Raw genomic sequence first — 14,546 nt, 5'->3', positions numbered from 1 at the left:
ATCAGGCACGGGGACTACTTGACGATGCCCTTGTCCTTGAGCCAGGCGGCAGCAGCGTCCTTGGCGTTCTGCTTCTGGCTTCCGCTCACGGCACGGTTGAGGTTGATCAGGTCGTCCGTGGTGAGGGTCTTGGAGACGTTGTTGAGCGCCTCTTTGGCCTTGTCCGTCACCTTGGCCGTGTTGTAGAGCGGGAGCACCTGCTGGGCCTTGAAGTTATTCTTCGGATCCTCCAGCACGACCAGGTCGTTGTCCGCGATGGACGGCGTGGTGGTGAAGATGTCGGCCACCTGCACCTCGTCGCTCAGGAGTGCCTGCAGGGTGAGGTTGCCGCCGCCGTCGCTGAAGGGCTTGAGCGCCTTGAGTTCGCAGTTGTAGTTCTTCTTGAGCCCCGGGAACCCGTAGGAGCGGGTTTCGAACGTGGCAGGTGCAGCCATGGTCAGGTCCTTGCAGACCTTGGCCAGGTCCTCGATGGACTTCAGCTGGTACTTCTCCGCGGTGGCCTTGGTGACCACCATGGCGTCCTTATCCTCGGCCTTGGCCGGGTCCAGCACGGCGAGACCCTGCGGCAGCTTGCCCGGAAGTGCCTTGAAGACGTCCTCCGGCGTGACCTCGGCAGCCTGCGCGTCGACGTGGGACAGGAGGTTGCCGGAGTAGTCGGGAACGACGTCCACGGAACCGTCCTGGACGGCCTTGAAGTAGATCTCGCGGGAGCCGATGTTCGGCTTGGTGGTGGCGGTGACGCCGGCAGCGTTCAAAGCGCCGGCGTAGATCTCGGCGATGACCTGGCTTTCCGGGAAATCCGCCGAACCGACAACGAGCGAACCGCCGGAGGTGGCACCGCCGGCGGCACTCGTGGAGGGGGACGACAGCGGACTGCCGCTGCTGCAGGCGGACAGGGCAAGGGCGACGCCGACACCGGCGGCGAGGCCGCCCAGGCCACGGCGGGTAAGAGTCGTGCGGGTGGGGTACTTCATGCGGTGCCTCCTTGAACAGCGGCCGCCGCGGGCGCGGCAGCCGAGAGATCGGTGGCGGCTTTGCGGCCGCCCTTGGAATGTGCGGAAAGTCCCGGTGAAACGACCAGCCGCTGCACTGCCGCGAGGACAAGATCGACGACGATCGCCAGCGCCGCGATGAGCAGCGAACCTGCCAGCATCCGCGGAAAGTCCTGGAGCACCAGCCCGTCGAACAGGTAGCGCCCCAGGCCGCCGAGCGGAAGATATGCCACCACCGACACGGTGGCGATCACCTGCAGCACCGCCGTGCGGATGCCGCCGAACATCACCAGGAGCCCGTTGGGAACCTCCACGCCGAACAGGACCTGCAGCTCTTTCATGCCCATGGCGCGCGCGGCATCCACCACGTTGGAGTCCACGCTGGAGATGCCGGCATAGGTGCCGGCCAGCAACGGCGGCACCGTGAGGATGACCAGCGCCCACACCGGCGGCATGAGTCCGCTGCCGGCGACAAGGGCGAACAGCACCAGGAGCCCCAGCGTGGGCAGCGCGCGGAGGGCGCCGGCCACGGCCACGGCCACCACGCGGCCCCTGCCCGTGTGGCCGATGTAGAGCCCGACCGGAACAGCAATGGCGGCGGCGATGATGAGGACCAGGAAGCTGTACTGCAGGTGTTCAAGCAGGCGGACCGGTATCCCGCCCGGGCCGGACCAGTGCGTTGGTTCGGCGAGCCAGGCGAAGGTTTCGGTGAAGATGTTCACGAGCCCGCCCCCGCGTGCACCTTGGCGTCGGCGATGAATTCGGCGCCGGACTGGGCGTGCGCGCCGGACTTTACCGACCCGGCCCTGGTCCACGGCGTGAGGACCCGTTCCAGGATCACCAGGAGCGCGTCCATCACGACGGCGAGGAGCAGGATCGCGACAATCCCCACCACCACCTCGGTGACGAAGTTCCGCTGCAGTCCGTCCGTGAACAGCATCCCGAGGTTGCCGACGCCCAGCAGGGCGGCGACGCTCACAAGCGAAATGTTGCTCACGGACACCACGCGGAGGCCGGCAAACATCACGGGCAGGGACAGCGGCAGGTCGATCTGCAGGAAGCGGGCGGCCGGTTTGTAGCCCATGGCCACGGCCGCCTGGCGGAGGTCGTCATCCACGGAATCGAAGGCGTCCATGGCGGCCCGCACCAGCAGCGCCACGGCGTAGATGGTCAGGGCGACGATGACGTTCAGCGGGTCAAGGATCCGGGTTCCCAGCAGCGGAGGCAGGATGATGAACAGCGCGAGCGACGGAATGGTGTAGAGCAGCGAGCTCACGGTGGCCACGAGCTGCCGGAGTGCGCTGTGCCGCCGCGAGACCTGTGCGAGCGGGACGGAGATGAGCAAGCCCAGGACCATCGGAACGAGTGCCAAAACCAGGTGCTGGCCGGCCCGCTCGAAGACCATGGGACTGTTCGCCAGGAACCACTCCATCAGAGCGCGCCCTGCCGGGCCCGGCGCGCGGACTCGATGACGGAAAGCACCTCGGCGCCCTTGACGACGCCGGCGACCCTGCCGTCGCCGTCGACCGCCACGCCGAGCCCGGACGGCGAGGACAGTGCGGCGTCCAAGGCGCGCCGGAGGGTGTCGCCCGGCCGGAACAGCGAGCCGCCGGGAATGAGCTGGGAGTCCAGGCCGGGGCCTTCCCAGCCCAGCGGGCGCTGCTCGTCATCCACCACGAGCCGCCAGGAGACCGGGTTGGCACTTTGGGCCTGGTTCGCTGTGGCGTCCGCGCCCCGGGTGACGGTGTCCACCGGGTGGACCGTGACGCCGTCGGCCGTCGTGAACGCCAGGTGCCGGAATCCGCGGTCCCGGCCCACGAACGAAGCCACGAACTCATTCGCCGGTGCCCGCAGGATCTCCTCCGGGGTGGCGTACTGCGCCAGCTTGCCGCCGACGGCGAAGACCGCCACCTTGTCCCCCAGGACTGTGGCCTCGTCGATGTCGTGGGTGACGAAGACGATGGTCTTGGCCAGGTCGCGCTGCAGGCGCAGGAGTTCCTGCTGCAGTTCGTCACGGACTACGGGATCAACAGCGCTGAAGGGCTCGTCCATCAGCAGGACAGGCGGATCGGCGGCGAGCGCCCGGGCCACACCGACGCGCTGCTGCTGGCCGCCCGAGAGCTGCGACGGATACCGCTTGCCGAGCGACGGAGCCAGCCCCACGACGTCGAGCAGTTCTTCCGCGCGCTTGCGGGCATCAGCCTTCGGCACCCCATTCAGCCGGGGCACTGTGGCGATATTGTCCACCACCGAGCGGTGGGGCATCAGACCGGACGACTGCATCACATAGCCCATGGAACGGCGGAGCTCGGCCGCCGGCACAGAGGTGACGTCCCGTCCGCCAACGGTGATGGTCCCGGACGTGGGCTCCACCATCCGGTTGATCATGCGCAGGGAGGTGGTCTTGCCGCAGCCTGATGGTCCCACGAACACCGTGATGGAGCCACGGTCAATGGCCATGCTCAGCTGGTCCACCGCCGGTTGGCCGCCCTGGTACTGCTTGGTGACGCTCTGGAACTCAATCATGGCTTCGGCCATACCCGGCTTACCTAACTGTTGGGCGGCAACATCGGACGGTAAAGCGAATTGATCATAAGCACGCTGTTTTTTGGCTGTAAAGCTCGTCTTGACACAGCGTAACCAGTGCCCGAAGCAAAACCGCGGCAGGCACGGATACCGTAATCATTCGGAGACAAACACCGTTGATTCGGGGCCGGCCCCTTCCCGGATGGGTGGCGGAGTTTTTGTCCAGATACTTGCCGCTCCGGGGGCTTTTGAAGCCATTATCTGGACAAAAACTCCAGCCTCAGGAATGGCGGTAGCGCTCGGCGGCCCGCTGGCTCCGCCCGGCCACCACCACCTTCTGGTGCCATTCCCGCTGGTACGCCCTTCGCGCCGCAGCATCGTGGCGCCGCTCCAGGGCGGCGAGCTCGCGCTGCAGCTTCAGGTAGCTTTCCCACCGCCGCTCCTCAAGGGACCCGTCATCGAGCGCCTCCCGGACGGCGCACCCGGGTTCCCTGTCATGGGCGCAGTCGGAGAATCGGCACTGCCCGAAGAGCACCTGCAGGTCGCCGAACATCTCCTCCATCCCGTCGTCGGCATCGAACAGTCCGAAGCCGCGGACACCGGGCGTGTCCATCAGCACGCCGCCGTTGGGCAGCGGCACCAGTTCCCGCGACGTGGTGGTGTGCCGGCCCCTGCCGTCGGTGGCACGCACGTCACCCGTCGACTGGGCGTGATGGCCCACGAGCGCGTTGATCAGCGTGGACTTTCCGGCGCCGGAGGGTCCGAGCAGGGCGAGCGTGCACCCCGGCTGGGCCCGGGAAAACAGTTCGTCGATGCCGTCCCCCTGCTCGGCAGAAGTGGTCACCACGTCCACGCCGGCTGCCTGCAGGATGACCTTCCCGACGACGTCGTCAGCGATGTCTGCCAGGTCCGCCTTGGTGATGATCACCAGCGGTGTGGCCCCGGAATCCCAGACGGCCACGAGTGTCCGTTCGAGCCTGTTGTGGCTCAGCGGACGGTCCACGGGAACCACCAGGCCCACCATGTCAATGTTCGCGGCCAGCACCTGCGCCTCCGTGGACGGATCAAAGGCACGCTTGCGGCTCAGCTCCGACGTGCGCGGAAGAACGCCGACGACGGCCGGTTCCGCGGCCCGGTTGCGGCCGAGCCAGATCCAGTCGCCGGTGGCCGGCACCGCACCGGCCGGGTAGGGCAGGTGCACCAGTCCGTCAGCCGTTGCCGCGGCAATCCGGTTGCGGTCCACCCGGACCACGCGGGCGGCCGCCTCGGCGCCGCCGGCCGGATGGGCGGCGAAGTGCTGCGCCACTGCCGCCGTGAAGCCGTATTGGACTGGGCCAGGCATTGAGCAAATGTTTATTGAAGGGTTTTGAAGCTGGTTGGCACGAGTGCCGGAAGAGTTTTTCACTGTGAACCTCGGGTTGGCCCCGCAGCGGCGCCGGCCGTCCAGGCAGTGCGCTGTGCACCGGGTGTGCTGGACCGGCTACGAGTGGGCAGCAGCAGGGGCAGGAGTAATGAAGGTGTTTTCGGCAGGGCGCGGAGCGCGCACGAATTCTGCAATCATCAGGTCCACCTCCCCCGCACGAAGTTCAATGCCAGACTGGCTGCCGCCGGACAGAATGTCCGGGACTCCCCCAGAATAGCCAGCCGCAAGCCGGCTGGCTAGGGAATTTACTCCGGAATTGAGTTCAGCTTGCCGTTGACCGGCCGCTCCCGGAACAGCCGCAGCGCGGCGTCCACCAGGGACACCCTGTTGAGCGAACCGATGTCGGCCAGCGGTATCCACGCGGCGTGCGTGGTGGTGCCGTTCTCTTCGTGGGTGAGTTCCCCGCCCATCACCCTGGCCTCATAGACGAGGCGGAGGGCCTGGAAGTCGCGCTCCGCCCCGTCCAGCCGCGAACCTGCCGGCCAGTGGCCGACGTCGATCCCCAGCATCGGCCCGATTTCGGCGTGGTAGCCCGTCTCCTCAAAGACCTCGCGGATGCAGCCGTCCACCGGGTGCTCGGCCAGGTCCAGCCCGCCGCCGGGCAGCGTCCAGCCCTCCTTGCCGTCCTGCTTCCAATACGCCAGGAGGATGGCACTGTCGCGGATGATCACGGCGTAGGCGGCGGGGCGGGTGTCGAAGAGAACGGTCATGGCTCCAGCGTAGCCCCGTGCCATCCGAGTGCCGGCGGAACGGACGACGGCGCTGCCGGGCTGCCGCTGCAGCCCCGGCTGCAGCTGTGGGTCATGTTGCCGACCGGGAACGGGACGGGTCTCCGGCCTTCAAGCAGCACCGCGGGATGCGCACGGTTTCCCGGTCCTGTTTCTCAGGCCTGCTGACGGACCAGCAGGGGAACGCCAAAGACGGGGTCCTGCTCCAGGATCCGCACGTCGCTGACCCCCGCCGCGGCCAGATGTTTCCGGAACGACTCCTGGAGCCGGACAACGTTCATGCCCAGCCCGCTGCCCAGAATGACCGGCCCGTCCAGCTCCAGCTGCCGGAGGACCTGGGCGGCCATGTCGGCCAAGTCTTTGCCTGCCTGGTCTATCAGGCTACGGCTGACGCCGTGGCCGGCGTCGGCCGCCTCCACCACCAGCCGGGCCTGCTGCGCCCAGAAGCGGCGGCCCGTGTCCGGGGAGTGGAAGAGCGCGATCAGCTTGTTCGGGTCATCGGTCTTGCAGGAATCCAGCAGCGCCCGGGTCAGCTCGTCCGGGTCCTGTCCCTGGTTCATGCGCCGCAGGCTGTGCCGCACGGCCTCCCGGCCCAGCCAGTAGCCGCTGCCTTCATCACCCAGAAGGTAGCCCCAGCCGCCGGCCCGCGCCTCGGCGCCGCCGTTCGTGCCCCAGGCCGCCGAGCCGGTGCCCGCAATGACTGCGACGCCGGTGCTGGCGCCGCCGGCCGCGAGCAGGAGCCGGGAGTCATGGACCACGGTGATCCGGGCACCGGGGGCGTGCGGCTCGATGAGGGCGGCAAGGGCGGCGGCGTCCTCATCGGTGTCGATCCCGCCGGCCCCGGCGTAGACCTGTGCCACCGGTCCGCTGCCGATCTTGGCGAAAAGCTCCGCGAGATGCGCGGCGGCTACCGAACGGCTGACGTTCTGCACGTTGGCGCTTCCCACGCTCTCGTCGGCTACCGGTTCTCCCTGCTCGAAGCGGACGCCCCTGGTCTTGGTGCCGCCGATGTCGAGACCGATCACGACGCCGTCGGGCTGGGTGGCACCGGAATCAGCACCGGACGAGGCCGCACGGGATGGGGCTGCACCTAACGAAGCTGCATTGGACGAGGCAGCGTTGGACGAACCGGGGGCCGCACCGGATAGGTTGTCAGAGTTAGTCACCTGAATAGATTACTGATTAGCCCCCAAGGAGCCGGCCATGCCCCACGCCGAGATCGATACCCGCATCGTTGCAGCACCCATGGCAGGCGGGACGTCCACACCCGGCTTTGTCCAGGCCGTCCACCGCGCCGGTGGGCTGGGCTTCCTCGCTGCGGGCTACAAGAGCGCGGACGCCGTCAGCACCGAGATCCGCGCCTGCCGGGATGCCGGAGCCAGGTTCGGCATCAACGTTTTTGTCCCCGACCATGCACAGCTGAACCCCTCCCCCGACGCCGTGGCCGCGCTGGAGGAGTACCGGAGCAGTCTTGGCCAGGACGCCGCACGCTACGGCGTGGCCGTGCCGCCCCTCGTGCTTGACGACGACGATGCCTGGCAGGCCAAGATCGACCTGCTGTTGGAAAACCCCGTCGAACTGGTCAGCTTCGCGTTCGGGCTGCCCGATTCCGTAGTTGTTAAGGCGCTCCGGAAGGCGGGGTCAACCGTCCTGGCCACGGTCACCAGCCGCGCCGAGGCCGAGCTGGCAGCCGGGCGCGGCCTCGATGGTCTCGTCGTCCAGCACGGCAGTGCCGGCGCCCACTCCGGCGCCTTCCTGCCCGCGCAGCAGGGCGGCATGCCGCCGTCGACGGCTGACCTGATCCGGGACGTGGCGGCCGCCGTCGACCTTCCCCTGATCGCGGCCGGCGCGGTGTCCGATGCCGCCGCCGTCAGATCGGTCATCGCGGCCGGAGCGGTTGCCGCCCAGGTGGGGACGGCGCTGCTGCGGACGGACGAAAGCGGCGCGCGGCAGCTGCACAAAGACGCCCTGGGCGATGAGCGTTTCGCCGAAACAGCACCCACCCGCGCCTTCACCGGCCGCTACGCCCGGGCACTCGTCAATGAGTTCGTCCGCGACCACGGGGACGCCCCCGAGGGCTACCCCGCCATCCACCACCTGACCGCCCCTATCCGCGCGGCAGCGGCCGCCGCCGGCGACCGGGAGCGGCTGAATCTGTGGGCGGGCAAGGGCTGGCGCTCGGCCAGGACGGGACCCGTGGCGGACGCGGTAGGCGCTCTCCTGGACGTCTGAGCCCCGCACCAGGACGCGGTAGCAAGGGGCCCGGCGGCAACGGCCCGGTCAGGCGCCCGACCGGGCCCGGACCAGCCCCGCCAGCAGAGCCGGACCCTCGTCCAGCACCAGCTCCCGGAAGAGGCGCACGGCGTCCGGTTCGCCCTCCCGCACGCTGCGGCGCTCCCGCCAGGCCAGGCCGATCTCGCGGTATGCCAGTTCCGATTCCAGCGCGATTTCGACCCAGCCCAGGTCGCCGGTGTCCGCCGTGACGCCGCGGCCCGGACCGCTGCCGCCCTCCGGCGGAAGGATGCTCACGCCCAGCCCGGCGGACACCAGGCCGCGCGCGGTGTGTGAATCCTGGCTTTCAAAGGCGATCCGCGGCCGGAAGCCGGCTTCCCGGAACAGGGCATCCGTCAGCGAGCGCAGCCCGTAGCCGGATCCGAGCGCCACGAAAGGGTCTTTCCGGATCTCGGCCATGCTCACCGACTTCCGCTCCGCCAGCGGGTGCCGGTGGTGCACCACGAGCCGCAGCGGCTCCCGGTACAGCGCGGCGGAGCCGATGGTCCTGCCGGCGGGCGCCACGGGTGCGGTCAGGGCTAGATCGGCGGCGCCGGAGGAGAGTTCCGCCAGGCAGCTGTCGCGGGAGCCCTGGCTGAGATCGAACTCGGCCTGCGGATAGCGGTTCCGGAACGCACTGATGAGCAGCGGCAGCGTCGCCTCGCCGAACGTGTGCTGGAAGGTCACGGCGATCCGGCCGCGCACCACCTCGGACTCGTGCCGGACAAGGTCCAGGCCGGCGCGGAACTCGGCGAGCGCCGACTCCACATAAGGCAACAGCGTCGTGGCTGCAGGAGTCAGCCGCACTCCCCTGCCGTCCCGGACGAGCAAATCGGTCCCCACCACGGCGCTGGCGCGCGCGAGGGCGCGGCTGACGGTCGACTGCGGAACGCCCAGCAGCTCGGCGGTCTCGGTGATGTGCTGTGTCCGCCCCAGCTCCGCCAGCAGCGGCAGAATCGGCAGCAGCTGCACCAGCTGCCTGTGCTCGATGTCCAAGGTTTTCCTCCCTCAATCAATCCGCTTCAGCATGAATTATCAATGAATCATGCATTGGATGCTAGGTCAGCATGGATCTACGCTGAAGGCATGCCATCGCCCCACGAGCACCCCCCCGGAAGTTCGCCGAGCCAGTCCCGGCCATCGGTACGCAGCGGGTGGAACGGCCACCCGAAGGGTTCACAGGCCTACGGCAGGATCCTGGCTGGCCTGGCGTTCGCCGGCGTGGCCACTTTCGCGCAGCTCTATTCCACCCAGGCAGTGCTCCCCGTCATGGCGGCAGAGCTGCGGGTGAGCGCCGCGGAGGCCGCACTGACCATTTCGCTGGCCACCGTGGGACTCGCCGTCACCGTCATCCCCTGGTCGTTCCTCGCCGACCGGATCGGAAGGGTAAAGGCCATGACGTGGGGCATCTGCCTGGCCACGGCACTGGGACTGCTGGTGCCGCTGGCCCCGTCCTTCCCCGTCCTCCTCGGCCTCCGGATGCTGGAAGGCATGGCTCTGGGCGGCATTCCGGCCATCGCGATCGCCTACCTGAACGAGGAGATCGACCGGGCGCACGCCGCCGTCGCCGCGGGCAGCTACGTCGCGGGCACCACGCTGGGCGGACTCGCCGGCAGGCTGGTGGCCGGACCGGCGGGGGAACTGTGGGGTTGGCGCGCCGCCGCGCTTGCCGTCTCCGTCCTGGCCACCGTAGCCGCCGTGCTCTTCCTGGTCCTCATCCCCAAGGCCCGCGGCTTCAGCCCCGCCCGCGGGATAGGCCTCCGCGGTGCCGCCAGGACCCTGTCCGGCCATCTGGCCAACCCGCGGTTGGTGGCACTCTACGTGCAAGCCTTCCTGCTGATGGGCGGTTTCGTGGCCGTCTACAACTATCTCGGGTTCCGGCTCTCCGGCGAACCGTTCAGCCTTCCCGCCACGCTCATCAGCCTCATCTTCCTGGCCTACCTGTCGGGTACCGTGACCTCGCGCTGGGCCGGCGCCCTGACGCAGCGCTTCGGCCGGCGCACGGTGCTGCTGGCCGGCATTGCGGTGATGGCGGCAGGCCTGGCCCTCACGCTCACCCAGATGCTGATGCTGATACTTGCCGGCCTCATCGTTTTCACCGGCGGCTTCTTCGCGGCCCACAGCATCGGCGCAGGCTGGACCGGAGCCATCGCGCAGACCGGCCGGGCCCAGGCAGCGTCGCTGTACAACCTCGCGTACTACCTCGGTTCCAGCATCCTGGGCTGGGCAGGGGGACTGGTATTCCAGTCACTCGGCTGGCAGGCACTGGCCACCGCCGTCATCATCCTGGGATGCACGACGGCGGTGATCACCGCCGTCGTGCATCCCACTTCCGGCCGCCAACGGCAGCAGCGCTGGCAGGACGAGGCAAGCCTCCAGCACTCCTGAATAATTCGCCGCTGAACCGAACGGCGAGCCTGCAGATGTTCGGAAGTGCCGCCCGCCCGTGAATGTCTTGGCCGCATTGGCGCCGCTAAGATGAACGGAGGACACTTCAGGAGGATCCGTGAGCAGCAACCCGAAGAATATTCGGCCGGCGGCGGGGCACGAACCGCTCGACGCCATCGATGAGCGGCTGTTGGCGGCCCTGGTGGACGACGCCCGGATTTCCAACAAGCAGCTCGCGGAGCTGGTGGGCATCGCCCCCTCCACCGCCCTCATGCGCACCCGCGCACTCTCGGACCGGGGCATCATCCAGGGATTCGAGGCAAAACTGAGCCTTTCCGCGATCGGCCGATCAGTCCAGGCCCTGATCGCCGTCCGGCTCCGCGCCCACGACCGCGAGCAGATCGACCGGTTCACCTCCCGCGTCCCCAAGCTGCCGGCCGTCCTGTCGACCTTCCACACGTCGGGCTCGGTTGACTATCTGCTGCACATCGCGGTCGCCACCACCGAGGACCTGCGGGACTGGGTTCTGGACAACCTCGCCACCGACCCCGTGGTGGGCCACACCGAAACCACCTTGGTGTTCGACCACATGCAGGGCAACCACGGGCCACTGCCGGACCAGGACTGACCTGACTTTACCTGGGGCTAACCAGCCCGCCGGAGCCGGTCGTCGCCGTTAGCGGCGGGGAAGCAGCAGACCCGAATGCGCTGCGCCGAGTATGTCGCCCCGGAGGAGGGCCAACTCGTCCCGGCGACGTGCGGCCTCACGCCGCTGCCGGACGGTTTCCTCCGGAATAACCCTGCGCCGCTCTGCCCACGCCACCATGCCGGCGCCGACACGGACCGCCACAGCTTCAAGGACAGAGGCACGGCGGTAGCCGGAGACGGACTGGTTGAGCGATAGAGCACTCATGGCTCTTTCCTTTCGGGACTCGTTGACTGTTTTGTGCTGCTGGATTCTGCTTGGGCGGGCTTCTGCATCTTGCGCTGGCCGCGGGTGCCCGCGGATGCGGGGACACCGAGGATCGGGAAGGCGTTGAAGTGGATCTGCACCGGCCGGGCGCCCTCCTGCTCCACCTCGCCGCGGATCTCCTCCAGCAGCCGGTAGGAGTAGGCCTCCATGGCCCGCGTGTATGCGCCCAGTTGCTCCTCGTTCATCCGCACGTTGGCGGTGCTGACCGTCGCCGCTTCCAGCCAGTCTCGGTTCAGGGTGTCCGCCCCGTGCGCCATGAAATCAGCGAGCACGGCCTGGCGGCGGTGCTCGAACTCCCGGTTGACCAGCCGCGACGCTTCCTGGGTGGCGGGGGAACTGGCAAGCTCAGGGGACGACACCTCGATGGCCCCGCGCGGCCGTTCCCACCACCGCTCCCGCGCCGTTCCCTTTCCCTCCACCTCCCGGACGAAGTCGTGCTTGGCCAACTGGCGCAGGTGATAGCTTGTGGAACCGCTGGACTCCCCCAGCAGCTCGCCGAGGCTGCACGCCGTCTGCGCGCCGTACCGTGACAGCATTTCCAGGATCTGGACCCGCAGCGGATGGGCCAGGGCCTTGAGGGAGGCCGGGTCCATCTTCCGGACGGGGTACGGCAGTTCCTGCACGCCTGGGGTTTCGGTGCTGGGCTTCGTGGCCATACGCCAAGGCTACTCTTGCAAAGATTTCTTTGCAACGGTTATTTTGCAAACAATTCTTTGCAACCGTTTCTTTGTAAGAAGCCTGCTATGGCGACGGCGACGGGGCCTGTTGCCGTCGCTGCCCCCGGCCCGGTTCCTGCGCCGCTACCGCCGGAGGCTGTGGCGCCAGGTGACCGCCGCCAGCAGCCCCGCCGCGCAGGCACAGCCAGTAACGAATCCGGCGACGGCCGCGTCGAGTCCGTAGGCCGCCGTCGCGAATCCCAGCCCCACCACGGGGACGGCGCTGCCGAGGTAGGTGATCACATAGACGGTACTGATGATCTGCGCGTGCCTGGACGCCTCCACCTTGCTGGCCACGTCATTGAAAACGGTCCGGAACGCAACTCCCTGCCCGGCGCCCGCGGCCACGCTCGCCGCCACCAGCAGCCACGGGTTGCCGGCGGCAGCCGCGGCGGCGATGAGCGCCACCGCGCCGCCCAAGACGGCCAGCCCTGCCGGCACAGCGAACCTGCTGCGGACGGCGATCAGCTGGCTCAGGGCGGACGCGTCGAGGGTGAGCCCGGCGAGCAGTCCGATCAGCGGCCGGGAATCGGTGCCGATGATCTTCGCGAAATAGCTTGGCGCGAGGGACAGGCAGAAGCCGAAGACGGCAAAGCTGAGGAAACCGACGGCCGCCGCCAGCCAGAAGGCGCCGCGGGCCTCGCTGGACACCGTCGGCCGGCGGGGGGCCAGGGCCTTCAGCGGGCGATGGCCTGCAGCAGGCTTGATGGCGGGGCGGGCGCGCAGCAGGTAGAGCGGGACCAGCAGGGCCGCCAGGAAGATCGAATGGATGAGGTAGGGCGTGGTGGTGGAGCCGGGCAGGAGGGAGAGGACCCCGCCGATCGCGGGGCCGGCCGCCACTCCCCCGGCCGAGGCCAGCAGGGTGAAGCGGGACGCCCACTCGGGGCGCTCCGGCAGCAGCTCACGCAGGGCTGCCGAGCTCGCCCCCGTGGCCAGGGCAACGGCAATGCCCTGGAGTGCCCGGCCGCCGCACAGCCCGGCAAGGCTGTCCGCGTTCGCAAAGACCAGGCCGCCCGCGAGCCCCGTCAGCACGGCAAGGAGGAGGGCGGCACGGCGGCCGATGTGGTCGGACCAGTGCCCGGCGAGCATGAGCGTGGCCACGAGCGCCAGGACGTAGGCAGCGAACGCGACCGTGATGCCCACGGAACTGATGCCCAGCCGCACCTGCAGCAGCGGATACAGCGGGGTCGCCAGGTTCGCGCCCACCAGGAGCGTGAAAATGACGACGCCGGCCATGGCGAGCCGTGAGGTGGTGGACGCATCCCAGCCCCAGCGGGTGGCCGCAGCCGGACGCATTCGAAGTTCGCTAAAGACGGTCATGCCCGTGCCCTTGCCTGTGTGTCCGCTGAGCCTGCCCCTTGTGGGGGCGGCCCGCACGGATGGAATTCTGGTACCTAAAGAATGCGGCAACTGTGCGTACCCGGTGCGTTGATCTGTGGGAATATTGAGCAAAACCATCAATCTTTGGCCGGATTCATGAACCGGAGTGACGATTTGAACACCTTGGACCCCACGGATCTGAAGATCCTGCTCGAGCTGATCCGCGACCCCCGGGTCCAGATCGGCGAGCTGAGCGAAAAACTGGGCATCGCGCGGAACACTGCCCAGTCGCGCGTGCGCCGGATGCTGCGCTCCGGCATCCTGCACGACGGCGGCCGCGAGATCGACCTTGAAGCGGTGGGCTACGACGTCGTTGCCTTTGTGACGATCGAAGTGACCCACCGGGAGCTCGACGGCGTGATCGCCGCCTTGCGGCTCATCCCCCAGGTCCTCGAAGTGCACGAAATCTCCGGCAGGGGCGACGTCTGGTGCCGGGTGGTGGCCACCGACACGCATAACCTGCAGGCCGCGCTGCGCTCGATCCTGCGCATCAAGGGCGTGATCCGCACCGAGACTGTGCTGGCCCTCCACACGCACATCCCCTACCGGACCGAGCCGCTGATCAGCCGCCTCGTTCAGTCGGCAGGAGTTCAGTCGGCAGGAGTTCAGTCGGCAGGAGTTCAGTCGGCAGGTGCTCAGTCGGCAGGAGCTCAGTCGGTTCCGGCGTCTGCGCCGCTGCGGCCGGAATAGGATTCGAGGATGGATTGGCTCTCTTACTTCCTTCAGGTCAACTGGCTTGCCGTGCTTCTTGCCTTCATCGCGAGCATGGCCATCGGCTTCGTCTGGTACCTGCCCGCTGTGCTTGGCAAGCGGTGGATGGAGGCCGTGGGCAAGACGGAAGATGACCTGAGGAACTCCGAGGGCGGCGCCGGAATCTGGATTCCCATGATGGCAGCCGCGGCCCTGACAGCCATCCTCCTCGCCGTCCTGATCGGCAAGCTCGGACTGGACAGCGCGCTGGCCGGGGGATGGTTCGCTTTTGTTCTGGCAGTGGTGTTCCGTGTTGGCGGCCATGTAATCCACAACGGCTTCGCGGGACGCCCTGCTGCGGTGACGCTGATCGACTCCGGCCATGATGTCCTCGCGGTGACGGCCGCCGGAGCCATCATCGGCGCCCTGTCCTAACCTAGCCCCAGTGTCCTGACCCAA

16 protein-coding genes are annotated in these 14,546 nt (G+C 68.3%); 5 read left to right on the top strand and 11 right to left on the bottom strand.

The features are described 5' to 3' along the window. Positions 1-14: 14 nt before the first annotated feature. From ACFTSA_RS03350 to ACFTSA_RS03320, 7 genes are all read right to left on the bottom strand, one after another. Positions 15-974: an ABC transporter substrate-binding protein gene (locus ACFTSA_RS03350; RefSeq protein ID WP_377949602.1), complete on the bottom strand. Its 960-nt coding sequence runs from the start codon at positions 972-974 to the stop codon at positions 15-17. Further along, complete coding sequence (locus ACFTSA_RS03345; protein WP_377949601.1) at positions 971-1,714, bottom strand: ABC transporter permease; 744 nt, start codon at positions 1,712-1,714, stop codon at positions 971-973. Before ACFTSA_RS03345 ends, ACFTSA_RS03350 begins: the two co-directional genes overlap by 4 nt. Then, positions 1,711-2,424 (bottom strand): ABC transporter permease, encoded by a 714-nt coding sequence (locus tag ACFTSA_RS03340; RefSeq protein ID WP_377949600.1) that lies wholly within the window; start codon positions 2,422-2,424, stop codon positions 1,711-1,713. The genes ACFTSA_RS03345 and ACFTSA_RS03340 overlap by 4 nt, the downstream gene beginning before the upstream one ends. Further along, entirely contained in the window at positions 2,424-3,530 is a 1,107-nt protein-coding gene (locus ACFTSA_RS03335) for an ABC transporter ATP-binding protein (protein ID WP_377949598.1), read from the bottom strand. The genes ACFTSA_RS03340 and ACFTSA_RS03335 overlap by 1 nt, the downstream gene beginning before the upstream one ends. A gap of 268 nt (positions 3,531-3,798) precedes the next feature. Further along, positions 3,799-4,860 carry a ribosome small subunit-dependent GTPase A gene (gene rsgA, locus ACFTSA_RS03330; RefSeq protein WP_377949596.1) on the bottom strand — a complete coding sequence of 354 codons (1,062 nt, stop codon included), beginning with the start codon at positions 4,858-4,860 and terminating at the stop codon, positions 3,799-3,801. Positions 4,861-5,186: 326 nt separating this feature from the next. Further along, entirely contained in the window at positions 5,187-5,651 is a 465-nt protein-coding gene (locus ACFTSA_RS03325; protein WP_377949594.1) for an NUDIX hydrolase, read from the bottom strand. A 173-nt stretch (positions 5,652-5,824) separates the two neighbouring features. Continuing rightward, a complete protein-coding gene (locus ACFTSA_RS03320) occupies positions 5,825-6,835 on the bottom strand; it encodes an N-acetylglucosamine kinase (RefSeq protein ID WP_377949593.1) in 1,011 nt (336 codons plus the stop codon). A 37-nt stretch (positions 6,836-6,872) separates the two neighbouring features. Here ACFTSA_RS03320 and ACFTSA_RS03315 point away from each other — a divergent pair, with 37 nt between their 5' ends. Further along, positions 6,873-7,901 (top strand): nitronate monooxygenase, encoded by a 1,029-nt coding sequence (locus ACFTSA_RS03315; protein WP_377949591.1) that lies wholly within the window; start codon positions 6,873-6,875, stop codon positions 7,899-7,901. Positions 7,902-7,949: 48 nt separating this feature from the next. Here the strand turns inward: ACFTSA_RS03315 and ACFTSA_RS03310 are convergent, their stop codons facing one another. Then, entirely contained in the window at positions 7,950-8,936 is a 987-nt protein-coding gene (locus ACFTSA_RS03310) for a LysR substrate-binding domain-containing protein (protein WP_377949589.1), read from the bottom strand. 90 nt (positions 8,937-9,026) lie between these two features. Here ACFTSA_RS03310 and ACFTSA_RS03305 point away from each other — a divergent pair, with 90 nt between their 5' ends. Together ACFTSA_RS03305 and ACFTSA_RS03300 are read left to right on the top strand one after the other, a co-directional pair. Continuing rightward, positions 9,027-10,328: an MFS transporter gene (locus ACFTSA_RS03305; RefSeq protein ID WP_377949588.1), complete on the top strand. Its 1,302-nt coding sequence runs from the start codon at positions 9,027-9,029 to the stop codon at positions 10,326-10,328. A gap of 118 nt (positions 10,329-10,446) precedes the next feature. Then, positions 10,447-10,956 carry an Lrp/AsnC family transcriptional regulator gene (locus ACFTSA_RS03300; RefSeq protein ID WP_377949587.1) on the top strand — a complete coding sequence of 170 codons (510 nt, stop codon included), beginning with the start codon at positions 10,447-10,449 and terminating at the stop codon, positions 10,954-10,956. A 48-nt stretch (positions 10,957-11,004) separates the two neighbouring features. Here the strand turns inward: ACFTSA_RS03300 and ACFTSA_RS03295 are convergent, their stop codons facing one another. From ACFTSA_RS03295 to ACFTSA_RS03285, 3 genes are all read right to left on the bottom strand, one after another. Then, complete coding sequence (locus tag ACFTSA_RS03295; RefSeq protein ID WP_377949585.1) at positions 11,005-11,241, bottom strand: 2-nitropropane dioxygenase; 237 nt, start codon at positions 11,239-11,241, stop codon at positions 11,005-11,007. Continuing rightward, positions 11,238-11,957, bottom strand: a complete 720-nt coding sequence (locus tag ACFTSA_RS03290) for an ArsR/SmtB family transcription factor (RefSeq protein ID WP_377949584.1) — start codon at positions 11,955-11,957, stop codon at positions 11,238-11,240. Before ACFTSA_RS03290 ends, ACFTSA_RS03295 begins: the two co-directional genes overlap by 4 nt. 144 nt (positions 11,958-12,101) lie before the next feature. Next, positions 12,102-13,337 carry an MFS transporter gene (locus tag ACFTSA_RS03285; RefSeq protein ID WP_377949583.1) on the bottom strand — a complete coding sequence of 412 codons (1,236 nt, stop codon included), beginning with the start codon at positions 13,335-13,337 and terminating at the stop codon, positions 12,102-12,104. A gap of 156 nt (positions 13,338-13,493) precedes the next feature. On the opposite strand from ACFTSA_RS03285, the gene ACFTSA_RS03280 reads away from it, so the two are divergent. Beyond that, complete coding sequence (locus ACFTSA_RS03280) at positions 13,494-14,087, top strand: Lrp/AsnC family transcriptional regulator (RefSeq protein ID WP_377949582.1); 594 nt, start codon at positions 13,494-13,496, stop codon at positions 14,085-14,087. A gap of 9 nt (positions 14,088-14,096) precedes the next feature. Beyond that, positions 14,097-14,522 carry a DUF1761 domain-containing protein gene (locus tag ACFTSA_RS03275; RefSeq protein WP_377949581.1) on the top strand — a complete coding sequence of 142 codons (426 nt, stop codon included), beginning with the start codon at positions 14,097-14,099 and terminating at the stop codon, positions 14,520-14,522. Positions 14,523-14,546: the final 24 nt, after the last annotated feature.

Source organism: Arthrobacter sp. NPDC057013 (assembly GCF_042674585.1).
Classification (GTDB): Bacteria; Actinomycetota; Actinomycetes; order Actinomycetales; family Micrococcaceae; genus Arthrobacter.
This window is presented reverse-complemented; position numbering and strand designations above follow the sequence as displayed.

Coding starts and splice junctions, on each gene's coding strand:
- ACFTSA_RS03285 (WP_377949583.1), bottom strand. CDS start 13,337: ATGACCGTCTTTAGCGAACTTCGAATGCGTCCGGCTGCGGCCACCCGC.
- ACFTSA_RS03325 (WP_377949594.1), bottom strand. CDS start 5,651: ATGACCGTTCTCTTCGACACCCGCCCCGCCGCCTACGCCGTGATCATC.
- ACFTSA_RS03340 (WP_377949600.1), bottom strand. CDS start 2,424: ATGGAGTGGTTCCTGGCGAACAGTCCCATGGTCTTCGAGCGGGCCGGC.
- ACFTSA_RS03295 (WP_377949585.1), bottom strand. CDS start 11,241: ATGAGTGCTCTATCGCTCAACCAGTCCGTCTCCGGCTACCGCCGTGCC.
- ACFTSA_RS03315 (WP_377949591.1), top strand. CDS start 6,873: ATGCCCCACGCCGAGATCGATACCCGCATCGTTGCAGCACCCATGGCA.
- ACFTSA_RS03280 (WP_377949582.1), top strand. CDS start 13,494: ATGAACCGGAGTGACGATTTGAACACCTTGGACCCCACGGATCTGAAG.
- ACFTSA_RS03290 (WP_377949584.1), bottom strand. CDS start 11,957: ATGGCCACGAAGCCCAGCACCGAAACCCCAGGCGTGCAGGAACTGCCG.
- ACFTSA_RS03305 (WP_377949588.1), top strand. CDS start 9,027: ATGCCATCGCCCCACGAGCACCCCCCCGGAAGTTCGCCGAGCCAGTCC.
- ACFTSA_RS03335 (WP_377949598.1), bottom strand. CDS start 3,530: ATGGCCGAAGCCATGATTGAGTTCCAGAGCGTCACCAAGCAGTACCAG.
- rsgA (WP_377949596.1), bottom strand. CDS start 4,860: ATGCCTGGCCCAGTCCAATACGGCTTCACGGCGGCAGTGGCGCAGCAC.
- ACFTSA_RS03275 (WP_377949581.1), top strand. CDS start 14,097: ATGGATTGGCTCTCTTACTTCCTTCAGGTCAACTGGCTTGCCGTGCTT.
- ACFTSA_RS03350 (WP_377949602.1), bottom strand. CDS start 974: ATGAAGTACCCCACCCGCACGACTCTTACCCGCCGTGGCCTGGGCGGC.